The following is a 20599-nucleotide window of genomic DNA, read 5'->3' on the forward strand; positions in this document are numbered from 1 at the left end:
GAAGTCTATTTGTTCTTTGCCCGCTTCGGACCCGTTCCCGGCCGATTCGAGCTTGCTTCCAAGCGCTCGTAGCGCACGCCGGTGAAGAGAAGGATCTTCGCCTCGACCGGCTCCTTCTGCACGCGCCGCGGCATGCGCGACTGGCGTTCCAAAAGGGAAATGACCTTTGCCATGCTCGTCTCCAATTGCAGCTCGAGACGGATGAACTCGCGATTTATTTCATCCTGCCCGCTTGCGGCGGGCTGACGCTCCTCTTGAGAAACCGGGCCTTGCCCATCTCCGGAGGCATTTGCGTCCTTTCTCACGGCATTTTCATGCTTACTGGATACCGTGGCATGACCGCTGACCCTTCAGCGATCATGAGAATCAGCATACGATCAAATACTGCAAATCGCACTGTTCCAACCCGAATTGAGACACACCATAGTTAACAGAACGCTAATGTGAATGACGCGATCCCGTGATCGCAGCATCGCAGATAAAATAACGCAGCGTGTTGCGATTTGGTTTCATCGGTTTGGGCAAAAAAATTGCGAGGGTCGAACCATAAAGTAATATAAAATCATATTCTTAAATAAAACCAATGGCTCACCAGCCGCTGGGAACAACAATTCCAACTGTTGCAAAAAAGTGTCACGCAAATATAATTTGCCAATCACTAATTTAAGCGTATGGTGCGCAAATCGGTCGGCAGGGACCGGTTCAAGAGATCATAGGTGCTCTTGCCTTTTATGCGGAGGACACGTGATGACTTTATTTATGGGTTCGCCCTTTTCCTTTGAAGATGTTGAAGTTATGCGCGGCGCGCTTGATAGCTGGTGCGTGGAAAAAAGGATCGACGTGAAAAGCGCGGACGCACAGTTTGCGGCCTCTGCAGCGATCGACCTCTTCCAATCGGGCCACAACACCGCCGAGAAGTTGCTGGACGCATTGCGGGAACACAGGGCTCTGTAGGGCTTCATCTCTTCTGCCAGTGGATCATCCGAAGCGCCTCACGGGGCGCTTTTTTGATGCGCGGGCGCGCGCCGGGCCAAGTTCCCCGAAAATGCGCTAAGCCACCAAATTTTCTTATTTTCGATGTTCACAAAACCGTCATCTTGGCGCAAGCTACGCGCGTAACTTTGATTAGGATTTTAATAAAGTCTTCACGAGCTGTTAACCTTGCGAGCCTTACTCTTTCCCCATAACCAGATCTGGATGACCGTCTACGCGTCGGTTCCGTCCGTGTTGGCTCGCCCGGAGAAAGAGATGCGGGCAAGGCGATACGGTTTCGGGATAGCGCCCCCGCCGATGCGTCCTTCGGTCCGGTTCCCGTCCTTGTTGTTCTGCGTATCTGTATGGGTGTTTGCGTGCGCGACCGGTTTCGAGACCTTGAAGGACCGCTGGCTGTCCGGAAGAAGGACGTTGTCCTGATGGCGACCGTCACCAGCTTCGAAAGCCTTTCGCATCCGTCGAAATCCGAACTCCGCCAATTCGCCGAGTTGTTCACGCCGCTCTTCCAGGCCTCGTCTGAGGAAGCCAAGCGTCAGGCGGTGGCAGCTTTGTCGCAATGCGCGCATGTGCCGCCGGCCGTCGCGCTCTTCATCGGCTGCCAGCCGATCGGCATTGCCGCTCCCTTTCTTGCCAGCTCCCAGATCATTGACGACGATACGCTGATCACGATCGCCCGCACCCAGGGTGCTGCCCATGCTAAGGCGATCGTTCGGCGGGAATCCCTGTCGCCGAAGGTGATCGACGCGCTTGTCGGCCTGCGGCAGGCCGAACCTCGCCGCGACCCGCTGGCCGTGGACACGATAGAACCTCTTGCGGCGCCCCCGCGGACCGTGGAAAGCCAGGTTCCGGCAATCGAGGCCGCTGAACCCGGCCGCCTTGAGCGCGAAGAGGCTTTGCGCCGCGAGATCAAGCAAATCGCCAACCATCTCGCCCATGAGCCCGACGACCGTCTGGGGCTGCGTACCCTCTCGCAGGTGCAGGAAGCGCTACTGGTACGCTTTGCCCGCGAACGTGAAGCGACCCATTTCGCCACGACCCTTGCCGACGCGCTTTCCGCAAGCCGCTGGCTTGCGGAGCGCATCATGCTGGATCTCTCCGGCCAGCAGCTTGCGGTAACGCTAACCAGTCTAGGCATGAATTTCCCCGACGCGGTCTTCGTGCTTGAGCACTTCTATCCGCATCTGGCCGAAATCAAGGGCAGCGTCAGCCGTGCATGGCATGTGCTCGAAGATGTCGATCCCTATGAGAGCGACGAGCGCGTCGAAGCCTGGCGCCGGGCCGACAGCTACACCTACCTGCCGCCGGAAGAACCTGCCGCGCCGGCAGCGTATGCCAGCGAGCCGCGCTTCATGCGCCAGGTGCCGCCGGCCCGCGACATGCGCAAGCTTTCCAAGGCTTTCGGCCGGTCGCGCTAGGCCGCCCTGCTCTGGCCTCTGGGCAGTCGCCACTCGATGAACGGCATATTCACCTAATGTTCAGATCGCGATGACCATATTCAATATGGTTTTTTTAGCTGATTCGAACGCTCCTGGTAGTGGTTGGATCCAGCACTTCGGAGTTGGCAATGATCAAAAAAGCAATGCTCTCGGCTCTCGTTCTCGCGACACTTGCGGGAAGCACGCTGGCGACCGTCAGTCAGGCGCAGGCGCAGCAATATGACAATTCGCAATGGCGTCACCATAACGACCGGTACGACCCGCCACCGCCGGACCGTCATCACCACCATCACAACAACAATGGCGCTGTCATTGCCGGCGGTATCGCGGCAGGCGTGATCGGCGGCATCCTGGGTGGTGCGATTGCCAATGGCAATGCCGGTTATGCTCCCCCTCCTCCGCCTCCGCCGGAATGCTGGTTCGAAAGACGGGCTGTCCAAAACGAATATGACGACGGCTGGCACTACGAGCGCATGCGCGTCTGCAACTGATATTGCAGACATACCGATATCTTAAAAGTCCGGGCGGGACGAACCCGCCCTGACAGCCCCCTGGGGTAAGCCGGGGGTCTCAGGCGCCGTTTGCGAGCGGTACGATATCGGCGATATCGTCAGCCTCCAGTTCAACGATCCACAAATCGGAATCGAATCTCGCCTCGCGGTCGAGCATCTCGCGAATCGCCTCGGCGCTTGTGCGCGCAAGACGGATTTCGAACAGGCGATCGCCGCTTTCATCCGCGTCGAAGAAGCTTTGCGGCGCCGGCCCGTAGAGCGTTTCCAGGCCATCGCGGAAGCGCTGACGGATGAAGATCGCGCCTGCCTCCTCTGCCCCCTTGCGCTCGACGGCGGCGAAATCGCCCCGACCGAACACACGGCGAAGCAGAGCGGATACGAAGATATCGGTGCGCAATCTCATGGCAGAGCTATAGCGGCGCTGCCTCGAAGTGACAATCGACTTCGATTCAACCAATCGCCTCATGCCTGGTTCGTCCCGGACTCACGTCCTGGCGGCGTTCTGTGCGGCCTCGAAGACTTCGCGTGGGGACGTCGTACCCGCAACGTGCTCTGTACCCTCGGCTCCGAGGTCCATCCATCCTGCGTTCACGGCCTCAAACATTTCTTCGGCAGGCCCGGTGTGGCCCTTGGGGATACCGAATTGCTCGAACGCTTCCGCCCACCTTGCACGCGGGATGGCAAAGGCTTTCACGTCGAGCTTCAGGACTTCGCCCAGTTGCCCAGCGACCTGATCGGCACTGACCATTGAACCAAGCTCGATGATGCGCCGCCCTGTCCACGCCGGTCTGGTCAAAAGGGTTGCGACCTCCGCGCCGATATCTTTCGTGGCGACCATGGTCGATTTCCGGTCAGTCGGATTGTAGTAGACTGGCAGCGTTCCGCCTTGGGCAACTTGCAAGCCGTAGAGGAAATTTTCGAAGAATCCGCCTGCACGCACGAAGGCGACGGGAGACGTCAGGTCGCGAAACCCTTGCTCCAGAAGCGACAGGGCTGTGATCATTCCGAGCCCGCTGGTTCTGTTCGCACCCATCGACGAGAGCGCTACTACTCGCGGCGGCGCTGCATTGGTGAGTGCTGCAACATAGTTCGCAATCATGCCCCGCGCTTCCTTGTAGTCAGGTGACGGCGCCCATACAGAAGGCAACATCACGAACGCACCTTCGGCGCCTTTGAGCGCCTGCTCGATGGCCGCCGCGTCATTCCAATCGCCGTCCACCAGTTCCACGCCCCGGTCAGCCCAGCTTGACGCCTTTTCGCGATTACGGACGAGTGCACGCACTTTCTGGCCCTGCGCCAACAGATGTTCCGCCGTTGCGCCACCCACTTTTCCGGTAATTCCCATGACTAAAAACATGCGTATTCTCCTGATTTCCTGGGACAAAGCGTTGCCCCCTGTTGTTTCAATGGATGAGCGGCAGAACGGCCCGGATACGGGGATCGCGAAGGTAGAGGCCGCCCCATGTCGTCGCGCCCAGAAGCAGGGAAATAAGTTCCGGCGGCGATCCCAGTTCACCGATACGGACATGGGCGCAGATCGCGCCTCCTAGAAAGCCGGTCACCAGGATCGCGCCGAGGACGGCGGTGGCCGGAATCGCGTAAAGGATGGCGCAGACGAGTATGATCGGACCCACGATGCGGGTCAGATCCATCGCGAATCCGGTTTCCTGCAGCATGCTCGCGATCTGTGCCGGCGCGAAAAGCTGAATAGTGCCGTCTGCTATCAAGGCGACGACGACAAACGCACTCACTATCCGCCCGGCCCACGGGGCGTGATCCCTGGTCATAGCGTCAGGCACATGATGGTGGTTCATAGTTTCGGACATTGTCATTCTCCGATGGGGATTTTGATATGCGAAACTTACTGTGTCTCCCAGATGTGATAAACACCAAGGAAAGGAACTCACCGTTCTCTCAGAGGAGAACAATACCGAGGCAAGGAAATGCAGAACCTCGAACCCATACTTATATTCGTAACGATAGCGGAAATGGGGAGCTTCACCCGCGCAGCCGATAGCCTGGGCATTCAAAAGGGACGGGCGTCAACGGCGGTCCGGAAGCTGGAAGAAGATGTCGGGGTCAGACTCCTGCATCGGACGACGCGCAGCGTGCAGTTGACGGAGGACGGACGGGCATTTCATGTCCGCGCCCGCGCTCTGCTTGCCGAAGTCGATGACCTGCACTCGATGTTCGCAGGCGATCGCGTGGCGCTCCGCGGCCGTCTAAGGGTGGATTTTCCGACCGAGGTGGCGCGGATGACGATCGTGCCGGCCTTGCCGGATTTCATGGTGGCTCACCCGGAGTTGGAGCTGGAAGTGTCGAGTAGCGATCGGCAAGTCGATCTGGTTCAAGAGGGATTCGACTGTGTACTGCGGCTTGGACCCATAAGGGACGAGACGCTGATTGCCCGTCCACTGGGCCTGTTGCGCATGGCCAACGCTGCCAGTCCGGCCTATCTGGCCCGCCACGGCGTCCCTCGATCGCTGGAAGATCTTAAGCGTCAGGAACATCGGACAATTCATTTTTCAACGATGCTGGGCGCAAGACCCTATGGATGGGAATATCCGGACGGCGACGGCTACGCGACGCTTCAGCTTCCAGGGACGCTACACGTCAACAGCGCGCAAACCTATGAAGCCGCGGCCCTTGCTGGCCTCGGCCTGATCCAGGCGCCACTCTTGGGGATCGGTCGATACCTGGAGAGTGGAGCGCTTGTGGAGATCATCCCCGATTTGCGTCGCCGGGCGCTCCCCGTGTCCCTCGTCGTAGCACATCGGAGCAATCTGTCGCGCCGAGTCCGCGCATTCATGAAATGGATCGAAGGTGTGCTCACGCCGTATCTGGAATAGCGTGACGAACATTTTCCTCTGGCTCTCCAAATCAACATTGTGGGGGTATGTCTGGCCGTTATCGGACGGCGCACGATTTCGACTAGCCGGCCGCCGGCGGCCCCGTGGGCGGTATCGCCGATCAGAGCGCGCCGATATCCTGCAGCTTCTTCAGTACGGCGACATCGGGTTCGCCGGTTTCGGGCAAGCGGTAGTGCTTCTGGAAATGCCGGATCGCCGCCTTGGTCTGATCGCCGGCCACGCCGTCGATGCTGACATTGCTGTAGGCGATATTGCTCAGGCCCTTCTGGATCTGCATGACCAGCTTGGCCGTATTCGTCGGGTCGGACGAATTGATCGGATCGGTGGGCGGCTTCTTCGGTGAAGAAGCGGTCTTGACGTTCTTTTCCGCGCTCATGATCGCGGCTGCGACCGGATCGACTGCGACAGCCTTGGAGTGAAGGTCGACCGGCGGGCGTTCGGCCGGCACGGTAGCCGTCGGCTTGGCGCTTGCAGTGTCGGCCGCAATCCCGCCCGTCTTGTCGCCGGCCTGCAGGGCGGCCAGCAGTTCGGGGCTTGCTTCGCCTGTCTGGGCAAGGCCCGCGGTTTCCTGGAAGAAGATAATCGCAGCTGATGTGCGCGGCCCCATCACGCCATCGGCATTGCCGTTGTAGAGGCCGAGGCGACCCAGCGCTGCCTGCACATCGGCGACAAGCTTGGCTGCAGGCGTCGTGGCGGCAGCCGTCTGTCCGGCCGGGGCAGAGGCTGCAGCCGGGGATGTCGCCGCATCCTCGTCCGGACGCTCGATGCGGAACGTGGTGACATCGGCGGGGTTCTGCTTCTGCATGCTGAAGAAGGGTCGGCGGCCGAGCGAATTCGGCGAGGACGGGTCGCGCGTGCGGAAGAAGGGCGACGGATGCGTGCCCGGCTGATACCAGAGGGCATTGGCAGCGACGAAACCGAAGATGACGGCAAAGGCCATGGCGCCGCCGGCGATCGACGGATAGCGGCCGATCATGCCGCCGAGCGCGCCTGCGCCGCGCATGCCGAGGACCCCGAGCATGCCGGCACCGCGCAAGCCGAGCGTCCCGACCGCGACTGCCCCCTGGGAGGCCAGTCCCGGCTGGCGCCGCTTGCCCTTTCCCTTAGGCGATTTTCGCTTCCGCGTGGCCATCTACGTCTTCCTTCATGCCGCCATATGTCGTGCGGTCTTCTGAAAACTCCATTGCATTTCTGAGGCGTGGGGGGAAATCCACAGTCTTGTCCTGGTATCCCTGCTGACGCTCCGCGCCCACGGCGCCCGATCCGTCCAGTGGGATGAGAATGGTGATCGCCGTCCCTTCGCCGGGGGCACTCGAAATGGTGAAGCTGCCACCGTGCAGCGCCACAAGGCCCTTGACCAGCGACAGGCCGAGACCCGTGCCCTCGTAACGGCGGGTATATTCGTTCTGGATCTGCACGAAAGGCTGGCCGAGATTGGCGAGCTTGTCGGCCGGGATGCCGATGCCGGTATCGCTGACGGTCAGCTTCAGCATGTCGCCTGATGCCGCCGCATCGACGCTGACGACGCCGCCGGCCTCCGTGAACTTAATAGCATTGCCGACGAGGTTGATGAGAACCTGCTGGAGGGCGCGCTGGTCGGCCACGACCTCGCCAAGGCCGCGCTGCACGCGGCTGGTCAAGGTCAGGCCCTTTTCCTTGGCCTGCAGGCCGAGCATGGCCTCGCATGCCCGTATGGAAGCGCCGATCGAGAAGGGCTCGACCAGCAGTTCGTAGCGGCCCGCCTCGATCTTGCTCATGTCGAGCATGGTGTTGACGACGGAGAGCAGATGCGCGCCTGATTGACGGATCAGCCCGACATATTCGCGCTGGCGGTCGTTTTCGAGCTTGCCGAAATATTCTCCGATCAGAATGTCGGAAAAGCCGAGGATGGCGTTCAGCGGCGTGCGCAGTTCGTGGCTGACGGCAGCCAGGAAGCGGGATTTCGCATCATTGGCCGATTCGGCTTCCGATGCCTTGCGGGCGGCCTCTTCGCGCAGGTACTGCTCATGGCTGACATCGCGCGATTGCGTGACAATGCTGCGCAACGCGCCGTCAGCATCGCGTCTGGCTGTCATGTCCACACGAATATGGACGAATTGATCCCTGTCGGCGCCAACGGTGTAGCGCTCCAGGCGCAGGTCGATCGTCAGGGCGTCGCGGCCCTGCCGCAGTTCATCGATCGCCTGGAGGAAGACGATACGGTCGGAAACATGCACCTGCTCGATGAAGCCGCGACCGCGCGGGCTGCGCATCCAGGCAAGGAATTCGGCGCGGTCGCGGCCACCTGTTTCGGTGACATTGGCCTGCGGATCGAAAATGAGCACGAGGCCGGCGGCGGCTTCGAGCATCAGCTCTTCCTGCTGTTCAGCGACGGCAGGCGCGATACCCGGCAGCGGCTTCTGGCGCGAAAGCGCGATTCCGCCGACGGATGAAAAGAGGAAGGCGGCGCAGACGGTGGCAACGCCGGCGGGCAGTGCCACGGCAGGGCTCGTGATGAGGGAGAGGCCGGCGGGAACGACGAGCATCGCCGCCGACGACATGAGGGCAAGCCGGCGCAGGATCGCGAGTTCCCGCTCGCGCACCTCGCCGTTACCACTCGTGCGTGCGAGCCAGCTTCCGCCTGCCCTATCCACGAGGGCAACCGCCCTGCCAACAATGTCACTCAATACGCGCAAACTAGACTCGCACAAACGCCATTTAACGGGCCGACAATAGGCCTTCGCGGCTTAAAGAAAGGATAAGGTGAGCGGGCGCCAGGGCCGCGAAAAAGGCCGAAAATCCCATTTTGAGGCAAGGACAAGCGGCTTTGTCTCTTGTGGTTAATGGGGGGTAAGCGACGGATTTATCTTGCATTTCGGCTTTGCGTTAACCTTTGTGGCAGTCGCGCTCCGCAATAGTCGCGGCTTTTCAGGCAAGGCCCTGCCCACATGCTTAACAGCAGTCGCTACAATTTGACGAAAATGCGTCTCAAATGCCGATAATTCGAATTTGAGCCAAATTTGCCGAAAATACGTCCCAGTTTTGAAAAACGATGTCAGCATCTACCGCGTAGGGTTCAATCAACGCCGGACAAACCGGTTCGATTCGGCACCAAGACCGAACGATAAGACAGGATGGGCAACACGATGTGGTTTCTGATCAAGACGGCCTTCTGGTTCTCGCTGGTACTGGTGCTCCTGCCGGTCTTCAGCTCGCAGAGCACGTCCAGGCTTGAGAGCGATCCCAAGGTGCAGGTTTCCGATGCGGTCTCGGCTGCAACCGGCGCGTTTCAATATGTGAGTGCCCTCTGCTACGAACGCCCCGACGTCTGCGTGAAGGGTGGGGAGACCCTGACCGCACTTGGCTACCGGGCCCGCGAAGGCGCCCGCGTTGCCTATGAATTCCTCGATCAGCAGCTCGGTAGCGGCCAGTCCGGCAATAACAAGATCGGCGAGAAGCTCGCAGCCGCCGCCACGTCGCTGAAGATCGACCCCGCAACCATCAGCAAGATCGAGCAGGCAGCGGCATCACAGCCGATGCCGGCAAAGCTTGCTCCTTCCGAAACCGCCGATGCCGTCGTGACCGGCACGGTCTCGCATTCCTTCATTCCGGTGCCGCTGCCGAAGCCCGCCATCTGACATTTCTTGGATCGCTGCCGGTTCGTTACCTTGGGCGGCATCCGCAAAGCTTCATCGGGCCGGCGCAAGTGCCGACCGACCCGATGCGTGACGTGCCTGCCTGTTGACTTTTTCAGCTTGTTGCTGCGCCGTGAGGGAGCCCATCCCCCACGGCGTTCTTTTTTGCATCGGGTTCAAATTCCTTCGGATATGACCTATATGCGGAGCGTAGACAGACAGGACCGGCATGATGGCGACGCTTGAGCAGATCATTGAAGACTTTTCCTTCCTCGACGATTGGGAAGACCGCTATCGCTATGTGATCGAGCTCGGCAAGGCGCTGCCGCCCCTGCCCGAAGAGAAGCAGACGCTGGAAAACAAGGTGATGGGCTGCGCCAGCCAGGTCTGGCTTGTGACCCATACATTGGGCAATCCCGATGATCCTGTCATGACTTTCGAGGGTGATTCCGACGCCCATATCGTCCGCGGCCTCGTCGCCATCGTCCTTGCCACCTATTCCGGCAAGCACGCCTCCGAAATCGCCAAGCTCGACGCGATCGAGGTCTTCGGCAAGATCGGGCTGGTCGAGAACCTCTCCACCCAACGCGCCAACGGCCTGCGCTCGATGATCAAGCGCATTCGCGAAGAGGCGATGCTCAGGGCTGCCGCATAGGCCTTCATTGCTATGTGCGCCGGAAGCGGCGCGCTCGTTTCTTGCAAGCTTGCTGTGCTGATCCTATTCTGCCGACGGACCCGGACGCGGGTAGCATCCGTTTCGTCGGCAACGCGTCCGTATAAATATAAAGATCCGGCAATAACCTCGCGTGGGCTCATGTGGAGATCAAAATGGCGGACACGCGCGAGACCGATTCCATCAGAACCCTTCTGAGTTCCAAGCCCCGGCCGGTCGGCTGGGCCGAACGGCGACAGCGTCTCGACGAGGTCGGCGCGATCTGGCCCGTCGCCGACGATATCAAGCTTGAACGTGTGGATCTGGGCGGGGTTTCCGCTGAATGGTCGATCGCGCCCGGCAGTGACGCATCCCGCGTCCTGATGTTCTTTCACGGCGGCGGTTATTGTTCGGGCTCGATCATCAGCCATCGGCGCCTGGTGACGGAGGCCGGGCGGGCGGCGGGAGTTCGAACTTTGGCTGTCGGCTACCGCCTGGCACCCGAGAACCCGTTTCCCGCAGCGCTCGACGATGCGACGGCTGCCTGGCGCTTCCTGCGCGAGAGCGGCATTGCGGGCGAAAGCATTGCCGTGGGCGGAGACAGCGCCGGCGGCGGACTTACCGTCGCGCTGATCAGCCGGCTGCGCGATGCGGGCGAAGCGTTTCCCGCTTGCGGCTGGCTGATATCGCCCTGGACCGACCTGACGATGTCGGGCGAGACGCTCGCCACGAAGGACGCGGTCGATCCGCTCATTCATAAAGCCTATCTCCACGAGCTTGCCGACGCATACCTGCCGGCTTCGACCGATCGCAGGGACCCGCGCGTTTCGCCGCTCTATGGTGAGCTGAAGGGTCTGCCGCCGCTCCTCATCCAGGTGGGCTCGGCCGAAACGCTGCTTGCGGACGCGACACGGTTCACAGCCGCTGCCGGCGAGGCCGACGTGCCTGTCACGCTGGAAATCTGGCCGCAGATGATACACGCCTGGCCGCTTTGGAACGCCAGGCTGGAAGCCGGACGCCAGGCCTTGGCATCCGCCGGACGATTCCTGAGCGCCCATCTTGGACCGACGGACGATCGACCATCGTCTGAGGCGACAGGTTGAGAAAGAAATGGCCGATCCGCGTTTATCTGACCGGATCGAACCGGCTGACCTCGAGGCCGTTGCCGACAGGCAGGAGGACGCTCGAAATGCCCGGCTTCGCGCGAACGGCGACGCCATACTGCTTCACATAGTCATCTCCGGGCCAGATCATGTTGTCGGCGACGATGATCGCGCCCGGATTGAGCTTGGGATAGAAACCCTCCAGGCATGGCAGATAGAGATCTTTCCAGAGATCCACGAGCACGAAGTCGATGCCATGCGACAACTCGGCGATCATCTTGACAGCATCGCCCACCCTGAAGTCGATGTGCTTCGCCAAGCCCGCCCTCACTGCCATATCGCGGGCGTAGGCAGATTTATAGTCGTGCAGTTCCATGGTGATCAGCCGGCCTGAAGAGGCGCGCGCCGCCTCCGCCAGCCAGATGCCGGAATAGCCGAAGGAGGTGCCGAGCTCGAGAATGGTCGGCTTACCCAGGCTTTTTGCAAGGATATTGATGAACTGACCGGTCTCGGGACCAACAGCGCGCATGCGCCTGTCCTGTCCGCCATCGCGACCGCCGGGAGGGACTTCGGTTGAGCGGCTCTCCTCTTCCACGATCATCTCGTGATAAACGTCGAGCACGGCCTTGATCTGATCGTCCATGGCTTCCTCTTGAGATCTCTGGCGACATCTGGCCCGAGCCGGAGCGACGGGGAGAACTGTCTCTCTGGGAGCTATATAGGCACCTTTCGCCGACGGCATCCCTCCAAAGCAAGGAAATGCCGTCTGCTAAAGCTCAGGCCGATAGTCATCCGTACCCCAATGCTGCATCTGATGCGTCCGCCGCGGCGGCGGGGCATAGTGCCGGGACAGGGCCATCAGCGCGGTGCGGAGCATCAGCTTTGCCGAGCGGGCTGGCCATTGGCGCTCGCGTTCCACCGTCTCCAGTCCCTTCATGAAGCAGCAGACATCAAGGGCGACGCCTGACAGTTCCGGCCCCATGGCTTCGATCGCACGGTTGACGGCAAGCCGCGAGGCAACAGCGCTGTCGGCGAGATCCGCCATGCCGCCGCGTCCGCGCTTGCCATGCGATGAGAGACGCGGCTCCCAGGAGGCCGTGACTCTCGGCTGAAGCTGGGCGCGGGTAAAATCACTTGCCAGATGCTCGCCTGCCGCAATCGCCTCCGCCGGCAGAAAAGGCGATCCGTCGCGATCCCTGAGGCGGGAGAGCGGGCCGAGCGGCGATTCGGACAGATTGACCCGCACCTTCTGCCGCCCGCCGTCGATGTCGATCGTCCCGCTTTCGATCTCGCCATGCTGGGCAAGGAAAGCCTCCTCCTTGTCAGCGGCTGCGCGCCGCAGGAAGGCGCGTGCATCCTTCGTGAGCTTCAACTGGGTTCCCCTGCGGGAGATGAGGCCGAGAGCTGCGGCGCGCTCGACGACCTGGGGCCGAAACACCTGGCTGCGGCCCTCGGCGGTTTCGATATCGACATTCCCGTCATTCCGCATGCCGACGACGGCATCGCTGCTGCCCAGCAGTTTCAGCAGGCGTAGCAGTTCTTTCCTTTCGCTTGCCACTGCTGCCTCATTCATGCGCTGCACTCCCCGAAGTGCTGAAAACGGACGTTACGATGCGCTCCACAGCGGCGACGAAATCGTCGAAGGCAGGATCGTCGCGACGGTCTTCCACCACATGGCAGGCATGGCCGACCGTGGTGCGATCCCGGCCGAAGGCAAGGCCGATCTCGTGAAGCGGGATCTGCAGGGCGACGTGGCAGACATACATGGCGATCTGGCGCACATGGCAGAGCGTGCGGCGGCGATCGCGCCGCAATTGCACGCGCGCGCCGACAAGGGCGACCATCTCGCTTGTCATGTGGCCGACGATTCGGCAGATGCTGCGCACCGGGAGGGACGAAGGACGCGGGATCACCGCGGCCTCATCACTCAAGAGCGCCTCGTCGCTCGGGGTCGCAAAGGACGAAAGGACGGGCGGCGCCTTGGGCGACCCGGCCTTGCCGACCGGGTTTTTATTGAGGGTCATATCAACTACTCCTACGAAATAGGAATTAATTCATACACCCTAGAGCATGAATGGGGACGAGCGGAACAAGCCAACCACAACTTAACATTGTTTTCTTTGGTATTTTCCGCATATCATGGAAAAAATATGGGATTATTTTCCTCTTTCAGTTCCCTTGAGGCCGGCACCGACAAACAAAAAACCGGGCACGAAGGCCCGGTTTTAAGACATTCTGAATGCGATGCGCTAATTAGCGGCCGCCGCGCTTGCGACGCTGGCCGAGGCCCATCTCCTTGGCGAGGCGCGAACGGGCTTCCGCATAGGCGGGCGCGACCATCGGATAGTCGGCCGGCAGATCCCATTTCTCACGGTATTCCTCGGGCGAGAGGGTGTGGTGTGTCATAAGGTGACGCTTCAAGGACTTGAAGCTGCCGCCGCATTCCAGGCAGGTGATCTGGTCGTCCTGAACGGATTTGCGAACCGAGACGGCAGGCTTCTGCTTTTCAATCACGGTGACTGCAGGGGCCGGCGTGGACGTATTGCTCAATGCGGAATGCACGTCGGAAATCAGATTCGGAAGGTCGCTTACCGGAACCACATGGTTGCTGACGTAGGCGGCGACGATGTCCGCGGTCAGTTCAACGAGTAAATCCGGCCCGTTGCCAAGAGCCACATCTGTCATAGTTTTCTCCTGTTCATATGCTTGCCCAGGCAGACCTTCCCTTCAAAAGGTCTGCCTAAATTCGTAGCGTTTTCCAGCAAAGAGAAGAGAAATTCACAGCCATTCTGGAACCCAGATGAAATCCACCCCTAGACTTCAAGCAGTGAAACCTACTTCCATACCGTCCGATGAGAGAATCAGCAGAAGCGGCATTGCGCCGCTCTCCTGCTCCGGAACAAAGCCTCAGACCTTGCTATTGTTTCAAGAAACATCCAAGCATCTGGTACTTAATGCCGGCCTGTAATAACTCAACATCAGAACTCTACTTGAATCTGAATTAGCATTCTTTCTGCAAATGTCCAATTATTATTTCTACCAGTTCTTGGCAAAATTTCTCACATATTAAGATCTCATAATTAAGATCGCAAATTTGCATTCCCTTTACAGACAATGAAATCGTTGCGAATGCTCAGTTTCGCAAAGCATAAGTTTTATTTTTCGTTCAGATCATCGCGCACGGATTGTGACGACAAAGAATAGCCTGCCTTATAGGCAGATCTGGCTAAAAGATGGGCTGAAAGCGGCGCGGTCAAGATAAAAAATAGAATACCTGTCATGGCCCGAACGAAGATCGGCAAGCCTTCAGCCGCGATCCCCACCGCGAGCAGCAGCAATCCCGAACCGACCGTGCCGGCCTTCGAGGCTGCGTGCATGCGGCTGTAGATATCAGGCAGACGAACGATGCCGATCGCGGCGATCAGGCAAAAGAGCGAGCCGGCGAGCAGCAGCGCAGACACTACGAATGCCAGAACGATCTCCATCATGCCTTTCCCTTGTTACCTTGGCCTCTGCCGCCTTGGCCCCTGCGATTCGCGACCTTGCGCATATTCCTGGCTTTTCCCTGTCCTTTTCCGACCTTCTGCGTAACCGTTTTTTCTCCGTGACCCCTGCCCGATTGCGGCGCCTGTGCCAGAATGAAGCGTGCAAAAGCGACGGTTGCAAGAAAGCCCACCAGTCCGAGCGCGATGGCGATATCGATATAAAGCGCAAACCCCGTCTTGACGGCGATGACAGCGATGAAGCCGATGGCGACGGCGACAAGCATATCGAGGCCGAGTACGCGATCGGGCAATGTCGGCCCGGAAACCACGCGAAAGATCGTGACCAGGAAGGCGAGCCCGAGGATTGCCAGCGAGAGCGTTGCCGCAATGGAGATTATGCCTGAAGGCGTCATTGGAATGCCTCCCGTATCTTCCGTTCGAATCCCTCCGCGATCGACCGTTTCAACCCGTCGGGATCGGAGCAGTCTAGCGCATGCACATAAAGCGTCCTTCGATCGTCCGATACGTCAACCGACAGCGTGCCCGGCGTTAGCGTGATGAGGTTTGCGAGCAGCGTGATCTCGAAATCGCTGTCGACTGTGAGTGGGAAGGCGAAGATGCCCGGCTTCACCATCATGTTCGGCCGCGTGACCGTCATCGCCACGGCCCAGGCCGATTTCAGAAGCTCGCGCAGGAAAAGAATGGCGAGCGACAGGATGCGCCACATGCGTCGCAAGCCCAGTCGGCCGCCATAGGGAACTCCGACAATCGCGAGTACCGCCGCCGAAAGGACGAAGCCAAGCAGGAGATTGGGAACGGAGGCGCTGCCTGTCATGGCGGCCCAGACGATTGCCAGCAAAAGGCTGAGGGTCAACGAAATCATTGCCCTCCTCCCGGAAAGACGGAAGCCAGATAGGCGGCGGGATCGGTCAGGTTCCTCGCAGCACCTTCGGTCAGGTGCAGAAGCGGCTCGGGAAACAGACCGACGGCGATAATAAGCGCGGTCAACGCTCCGAGCGCACCCATCTCCTGCCAGGCCGGCGATTGCGCGGCCGCGCCTGTGTGCGTCTGCCCGGTTGCGACGGGGATCTGGCGCGGACGCCAATAGGCAAGCAGGAAGAGCCGGCCGAAAGCGATGGTGGTGAGGAAGCCGCTGACGAGAATAGTCGCAGCCAGCCATCCGGAACCGGCATCCAGTGCCGCCTTGACCAGGATTACCTTCGGCCAGAAACCGGAAAAGGGCGGCAGGCCGGACGCGGCAAGGAAGAGAACCAGCGAAAGCCCGGCGAACCAACCGCTTCTCCGCCAGAGACCGCCGAGCTCGATTACCGAATAGCTGCCGCCGAGCCTTGCTGCCTCACCGGCCACGAGATAGAGCGCCGTCATCAGGATGATGGAATGCAGCGCATAGACGATCGCCCCGTCGATGCCATCCGCCCCTCCGAGCGCGATGCCGGCCAGCATGTTGCCGATGCCCGAGATCACGACATAGCCGAAGAGCCGGCGCATGTCGGTTTCGGACAGCGCGCCGAGCGCGCCTACGATCATGGTCAAGCCTGCAACCATGCCGACCAGCGAAGCGAGTTCGGCCCGCTCGACGGGAAACAGCATGACCAGAACCCGGATCATCGAATAGATGCCGACCTTGGTCAGCAGCCCGGCAAAGAGCGCCGAAACCACGATTCGCGGTGTATGGTATGACGCCGGTAGCCAGAAATTCACCGGAAAGGCCGCCGCCTTCATGCCGAAGGCGATGAAGAAGAGCGCGGCGAGCGTCATCAGCGGCGCTGTGCCGCCGAACTGTCTTGCCTTGGCGGCGATATCCGCCATGTTGAGCGTGCCGAAGATCGCATAGAGATAGCCGACTGCGATCAGGAAGATGGTCGTCGCGATCAGGTTCAGCACCGCATATTTCAGCGCGCCATCGATCTGTTCGCGTTCGGAGCCGAGGATCAGCAGGCCGAAGGACGAGATCAGCAGCATCTCGAACCAGACATAGAGATTGAAAATATCGCCGGTCAGGAAGGCGCCGCTGACGCCGGCAAGCAACAGCATCAGGAACGGATAGAAGCCGTAGCGACGGCCCACGTCCTCGATATCGCCGAGTGCTGCGACGGCTGCCGCAAGCCCTACGATAGCCGCCGCCAGCGCCATCAGCGCGCCGAAGAGATCGACGGTGAACGCTATCCCGAAAGGCGGCAGCCAGCGGCCCATGACCATCGTCACAGGACCTTCGTTCGCCACCCGGTAAAGCAGGCCGGCGTCGATCAGTACAAGCAGGACTAAGCCCGGAATCGCGATCCAGCCATGGATGCTCGTGCGCTCCCTCAGGATGAGGAGAAGGGCGCCGAGGCCGACGCAGAGCACGACGGGGAGGACGACCAGCCAGTTGCCTGGAGGCACCGGCGCGGTGATCATGGCGGCGGAGAGATCGATGCTGGCGGAAGTGGCCATGTCAGGCGGCCTCCCGCGACCTGTTGCGGCATCTGCTCAGTCCTACGCGGGAGCTACCCCCCTCTGCCCTGCCGGGCATCTCCCCCACAAGGGGGGAGATCAGGGATGCGAGCAACCACGAACCATTCGCATCAGAGAGAGAGGCGAGACTGAGTACCGAGGCGAGAGCAAGACGGCGCAGCACACCAATCTCCCCCCTTGTGGGGGAGATGCCCGGCAGGGCAGAGGGGGGTACCAAGTGCACCAGTGCAACCATCATCCTCAATACCCCATCGGCGGCAACGGCCGTTCCCGCGGTTCGGCAGTGCGCATCTGGTCGGTGTCGTCGGTCTTCAGCGTCTGATAGGCGCGATAGGTCAGCACCAGCAGGAAGGCGAGCAGCGAGAAGGATATGACGATCGCGGTCAGGATAAGGGCCTGCGGCAGCGGATTGGCCGCATCTGATGGCAGCGTGTCCATGCCATCAGGAATGATCGGCGGCACTTCGCGCGTCACGCGGCCTGCTGTGAAGAGCAGCAGGTTGACGGCGTTGCCGAGGATGGCGATGCCGAGCATCAGGCGGATCGTCACCTTCGACAGCATAAGATAAAGAGCGGCTGCGAAGAACAGCCCGACGAGGATGGCGAGAACCGGCTCCATCATTCAGCCTCCTGTTCTTCCAGCGCAAGCGCGATCGAGGTGATGGCGCCGAGAACGACGAGATAGACGCCGGTATCGAACAGCAGGACGCTCGAAAGCGGCACTTCGACGCCGAACAGGTGTGGATAGATGCCGAGGGCCGTCATGAAGGGCACTCCTGACATCGCCGACAGCAACCCGGCCGCGGTCGCTCCCAGCAGGCCGAAACCGGCAATGGTAAGCGGATGAAAGAACAGAATGCGGCGCACGGCGGTAACCCCATGTGCGATCGCGTAGATGGCGAAGGCGGAGGCTGCGATCAGCCCGCCGATGAAGCCGCCGCCCGGCTCATTATGCCCGCGCAGCAACACGAAGACGGAAAAAAGCAGCATCAAGGCAGTCAAAAACGGTGCGACGGTGCGGAAGATGAGCGTGTTCATCAGCGCTTCACTCCGATGTCGGCCGGATGATCCGGCGCGTCATCCACCAGCTTGCGCTCGGTGCCGGCCTGCAGCCGGACCAGCGCCAGAATGGCAAGGCCAGTGATCGTCACCACGGCGATCTCGCCGAAAGTGTCGGTGCCGCGGAAGTCGACGAGGATGACGTTGACCACGTTGGCGCCGTGCGCGATCAGCTTGGAATAGTGGTTGAAGAAATCCGTCAGCCTGGCGTCGAGGGGAGCCTCGGTCGTCCGCATCAGGAACAGGGCGAAGCCGAGACCGCAGGCGATAGCAATCGTGGCATCGACAACCATCCGCGCCGGCGGCCGGCGATCGGTGACGGACAGTTTCAGCCGTGTCATGACCAGCGCCAGGATCACCACCGAAAGCGTTTCCACCATGAACTGGGTAAAGGCGAGATCAGGCGCCCCGAAGAGGAGGAAGATCAGGGCGACAGCAAAACCCTGGATGCCGAGCGAGACAATCGCCGTCAGCCGATCCCTTGCGGCAACGACGGCGGCAAGGCCGATGACCGATATCAGGAAGATCGCCGCCTCGTGCCACTGGATATCGACCGGCCAGGAGGGCATCGACGGCAGTTCGCCATATTGGAAGGCGGGGATGAGCAGGGTTGCGCCGAGGCAGATGAATGTGACCATGGTGTAGGTCCTGAGCCGCCCCGGCTGCAAGAATCGCGTGACCGCATAGGCAAACGTCACCAGGCCGCCGATGAAACTATCGAAGCCGTGGTTCGGCCCTGGACCCAGCGCGCGCATCACGATCGACATTGCGAAGCGGGCACGATCGAGCTGCCAATAGACGACGATGCCGATCACGACTGTCAGCAGCGAGAGCGCGAGCGGCAGGCCGAGATGCGGTTCGAGCGAAATCGAGATCGTCGTCGCCTGCCCCTTCACCACTGTCGCCATCGGCGACGAGACATAGGCATGGGAGAGGTTCGAGAAGAGTGCGAAGGCAAGGCCCAGCAACGCCAGCACAACCGGCCCGAGCCATAGCAGCGGCGGTGCCTCGTGCGGCTTGTTCGGCGTTTTGCTCAATGTGCCGAGGAAGGGTTTCATCGCCACGGCAAAGGCGACCGCAAACATCAGCGCATTGCCGATGACGGCAATTGCGGTGAACGCGACCGAGCGGAGATCGCCGTGGGCCAGCGCCGTATAGATTTCCTCTTTGGCAAGAAAGCCGAAGAATGGCGGCAGGCCGCCCATGGATATGGCAGCGCCAAGCGCCGTGACGAAAGTCAGCGGCATGGCGTTTCGCAGACCGCGCAGCTTGGTGATATCGCGCGTTCCGGTCTCATGGTCGATGATGCCGGCGACCATGAAAAGCGCACCCTTGAAGAGCGAATGGGCAACAAGATAAAGCACCGCCGCTTCCACGGCATAGGGCGAGCCGAAGCCGGTCAGCATGACCAGCAGGCCGAGCGAGGAGACGGTCGTATAGGCAAGCTTCAGCTTCAGGTCCGTCTGGCGGATGGCGAGCAGCGTGCCGACCAGCAGCGTTACGCCACCGAAAACGGGCAAGATGATTTCCCAGGCCGCGGTTCCGCCCATGACCGGGTTCAGCCGCATCAGCAGATAGACGCCGGCCTTCACCATGGTCGCGGAGTGGAGATAGGCCGAAACAGGCGTCGGCGCCTCCATGGCGTTCGGCAGCCAGAAATGGAACGGAAACTGCGCCGATTTCGTAAAGGCGCCGCCGAGCACGAGGATCAATACCACGAGATAAAGCGGGCTGGCGCGTAGCCGATCGCCCGATGTCAGCAACTGCGACAGTTCCGTGGATCCAGTCAGGTTCCAGATCAGCAGCAACCCGGCAAGCAGCGCAAGGCCACCTCCGCCCGTGACGACCAGCGCCTGCAGCGCTGCGCGGCGAGAGGCCTCGCGCTTGTGGTCGAAGCCGATCAGCAGGAAGGAGGTGATCGACGTCAGCTCCCAGAAGACGAACAGCATCAGCAGGCCGTTCGATACGACAAGACCGAGCATCGATCCCATGAAGAGAAAGATGAAGGAGAAGAAGCGGCCCTGATCCGGATGGCCTTTCAGATAGCCGCCAGCGTAAAGGACGATCAGCGCGCCGATGCCCGTTATCAGCAGCGCGAAGGTCAGCGACAGCCCGTCCAGCAGCCAGGAGAAACACAGGCTGAGACTGGGCACCCAGTCAAACCCGGCGACGACGGATCCTCCACCGGCAATTGCGGGAAGAAAAGTCGCGAAATGGAGGAATGCGAGGGCCGGGACAAGTGCCAGCAACCAGGCGGCGTTGTGCCCGAGCGCACGTGTCAGCACCGGCGCAACCACAGCGCCGAGAAAGGGCAAACACAAGGCTAGGAACGTAAGGCCCGTAAACCCGGCCATATTTCCTCCTGGAGCACGGAATCAGGCAAATCAAACGTTCCTCCGGG

General features: G+C 60.7%; 24 protein-coding genes. 7 read left to right on the plus strand and 17 right to left on the minus strand.

Annotated elements, in window-relative coordinates:
- Positions 1–5 precede the first annotated feature (5 nt).
- Positions 6–173, minus strand: coding sequence for a hypothetical protein (locus EV561_RS37045; RefSeq protein WP_165927737.1), 168 nt, complete (start codon positions 171–173; stop codon positions 6–8).
- 574 nt (positions 174–747) lie between these two features.
- On the opposite strand from EV561_RS37045, the gene EV561_RS03155 reads away from it, so the two are divergent.
- The 3 genes from EV561_RS03155 (at position 748) to EV561_RS03165 (ending at position 2920) form a co-directional block, all read left to right on the plus strand.
- Positions 748–954: a hypothetical protein gene (locus EV561_RS03155; protein ID WP_132517488.1), complete on the plus strand. Its 207-nt coding sequence runs from the start codon at positions 748–750 to the stop codon at positions 952–954.
- Positions 955–1349: 395 nt separating this feature from the next.
- Complete coding sequence (locus EV561_RS03160) at positions 1350–2408, plus strand: DUF2336 domain-containing protein (RefSeq protein ID WP_207910490.1); 1059 nt, start codon at positions 1350–1352, stop codon at positions 2406–2408.
- Between the two features lie 149 nt (positions 2409–2557).
- Entirely contained in the window at positions 2558–2920 is a 363-nt protein-coding gene (locus EV561_RS03165) for a hypothetical protein (protein ID WP_132517492.1), read from the plus strand.
- 79 nt (positions 2921–2999) lie between these two features.
- On the opposite strand, the gene EV561_RS03170 is transcribed toward EV561_RS03165, so the two are convergent.
- From EV561_RS03170 to EV561_RS03180, 3 genes are all read right to left on the minus strand, one after another.
- Complete coding sequence (locus tag EV561_RS03170) at positions 3000–3344, minus strand: DUF1491 family protein (RefSeq protein WP_132518080.1); 345 nt, start codon at positions 3342–3344, stop codon at positions 3000–3002.
- 81 nt (positions 3345–3425) lie between these two features.
- A complete protein-coding gene (locus EV561_RS03175; protein ID WP_132517494.1) occupies positions 3426–4298 on the minus strand; it encodes an NmrA family NAD(P)-binding protein in 873 nt (290 codons plus the stop codon).
- A 46-nt stretch (positions 4299–4344) separates the two neighbouring features.
- A complete protein-coding gene (locus EV561_RS03180; RefSeq protein WP_132517496.1) occupies positions 4345–4767 on the minus strand; it encodes a DoxX family protein in 423 nt (140 codons plus the stop codon).
- 117 nt (positions 4768–4884) lie between these two features.
- On the opposite strand from EV561_RS03180, the gene EV561_RS03185 reads away from it, so the two are divergent.
- Positions 4885–5790: a LysR substrate-binding domain-containing protein gene (locus EV561_RS03185; RefSeq protein WP_132517499.1), complete on the plus strand. Its 906-nt coding sequence runs from the start codon at positions 4885–4887 to the stop codon at positions 5788–5790.
- Positions 5791–5911: 121 nt separating this feature from the next.
- On the opposite strand, the gene EV561_RS03190 is transcribed toward EV561_RS03185, so the two are convergent.
- Positions 5912–6943 carry a peptidoglycan-binding domain-containing protein gene (locus EV561_RS03190; RefSeq protein WP_132517501.1) on the minus strand — a complete coding sequence of 344 codons (1032 nt, stop codon included), beginning with the start codon at positions 6941–6943 and terminating at the stop codon, positions 5912–5914.
- Entirely contained in the window at positions 6915–8486 is a 1572-nt protein-coding gene (locus tag EV561_RS03195; RefSeq protein WP_132517503.1) for a HAMP domain-containing sensor histidine kinase, read from the minus strand. The genes EV561_RS03190 and EV561_RS03195 overlap by 29 nt, the downstream gene beginning before the upstream one ends.
- 450 nt (positions 8487–8936) lie before the next feature.
- Here EV561_RS03195 and EV561_RS03200 point away from each other — a divergent pair, with 450 nt between their 5' ends.
- The 3 genes from EV561_RS03200 (at position 8937) to EV561_RS03210 (ending at position 11180) form a co-directional block, all read left to right on the plus strand.
- On the plus strand, positions 8937–9428 hold the full coding sequence (locus EV561_RS03200; RefSeq protein ID WP_132517505.1) for a DUF5330 domain-containing protein: 492 nt from the start codon (positions 8937–8939) through the stop codon (positions 9426–9428).
- A gap of 229 nt (positions 9429–9657) precedes the next feature.
- Positions 9658–10080 carry a SufE family protein gene (locus EV561_RS03205; RefSeq protein ID WP_132517507.1) on the plus strand — a complete coding sequence of 141 codons (423 nt, stop codon included), beginning with the start codon at positions 9658–9660 and terminating at the stop codon, positions 10078–10080.
- 173 nt (positions 10081–10253) lie between these two features.
- A complete protein-coding gene (locus tag EV561_RS03210) occupies positions 10254–11180 on the plus strand; it encodes an alpha/beta hydrolase (RefSeq protein WP_132517509.1) in 927 nt (308 codons plus the stop codon).
- 22 nt (positions 11181–11202) lie between these two features.
- Here the strand turns inward: EV561_RS03210 and EV561_RS03215 are convergent, their stop codons facing one another.
- The 11 genes from EV561_RS03215 to EV561_RS03270 form a co-directional block, all read right to left on the minus strand.
- Positions 11203–11823, minus strand: a complete 621-nt coding sequence (locus EV561_RS03215) for a class I SAM-dependent methyltransferase (RefSeq protein ID WP_132517511.1) — start codon at positions 11821–11823, stop codon at positions 11203–11205.
- A 126-nt stretch (positions 11824–11949) separates the two neighbouring features.
- A complete protein-coding gene (locus EV561_RS03220; RefSeq protein ID WP_132517513.1) occupies positions 11950–12753 on the minus strand; it encodes a DUF6456 domain-containing protein in 804 nt (267 codons plus the stop codon).
- The gene (locus EV561_RS03225) at positions 12746–13204 is read right to left on the minus strand and encodes a helix-turn-helix domain-containing protein (protein WP_245512572.1); all 459 of its coding nucleotides are present in this window, start codon (positions 13202–13204) and stop codon (positions 12746–12748) included. Before EV561_RS03225 ends, EV561_RS03220 begins: the two co-directional genes overlap by 8 nt.
- Positions 13205–13433: 229 nt before the next feature.
- A complete protein-coding gene (locus EV561_RS03230; protein ID WP_132517515.1) occupies positions 13434–13865 on the minus strand; it encodes a MucR family transcriptional regulator in 432 nt (143 codons plus the stop codon).
- A 470-nt stretch (positions 13866–14335) separates the two neighbouring features.
- Positions 14336–14668, minus strand: coding sequence for a monovalent cation/H(+) antiporter subunit G (mnhG, locus tag EV561_RS03235; RefSeq protein WP_132517517.1), 333 nt, complete (start codon positions 14666–14668; stop codon positions 14336–14338).
- The gene (locus EV561_RS03240; protein WP_132517519.1) at positions 14665–15078 is read right to left on the minus strand and encodes a cation:proton antiporter; all 414 of its coding nucleotides are present in this window, start codon (positions 15076–15078) and stop codon (positions 14665–14667) included. Before EV561_RS03240 ends, mnhG begins: the two co-directional genes overlap by 4 nt.
- A complete protein-coding gene (locus tag EV561_RS03245) occupies positions 15075–15548 on the minus strand; it encodes a Na+/H+ antiporter subunit E (RefSeq protein WP_132517521.1) in 474 nt (157 codons plus the stop codon). The genes EV561_RS03240 and EV561_RS03245 overlap by 4 nt, the downstream gene beginning before the upstream one ends.
- Positions 15545–17119: a Na+/H+ antiporter subunit D gene (locus EV561_RS03250; protein ID WP_132517523.1), complete on the minus strand. Its 1575-nt coding sequence runs from the start codon at positions 17117–17119 to the stop codon at positions 15545–15547. The genes EV561_RS03245 and EV561_RS03250 overlap by 4 nt, the downstream gene beginning before the upstream one ends.
- A gap of 261 nt (positions 17120–17380) precedes the next feature.
- Positions 17381–17758 carry a Na+/H+ antiporter subunit C gene (locus tag EV561_RS03260; protein ID WP_132518084.1) on the minus strand — a complete coding sequence of 126 codons (378 nt, stop codon included), beginning with the start codon at positions 17756–17758 and terminating at the stop codon, positions 17381–17383.
- Positions 17758–18177 (minus strand): Na+/H+ antiporter subunit B, encoded by a 420-nt coding sequence (locus EV561_RS03265; RefSeq protein WP_132517525.1) that lies wholly within the window; start codon positions 18175–18177, stop codon positions 17758–17760. Before EV561_RS03265 ends, EV561_RS03260 begins: the two co-directional genes overlap by 1 nt.
- Positions 18177–20552 (minus strand): putative monovalent cation/H+ antiporter subunit A, encoded by a 2376-nt coding sequence (locus tag EV561_RS03270; protein ID WP_132517527.1) that lies wholly within the window; start codon positions 20550–20552, stop codon positions 18177–18179. Before EV561_RS03270 ends, EV561_RS03265 begins: the two co-directional genes overlap by 1 nt.
- Between the last annotated feature and the right edge of the window lie 47 nt (positions 20553–20599).

It is taken from the genome of Rhizobium sp. BK376 (assembly GCF_004341625.1).
Classification (GTDB): Bacteria; Pseudomonadota; Alphaproteobacteria; order Rhizobiales; family Rhizobiaceae; genus Rhizobium.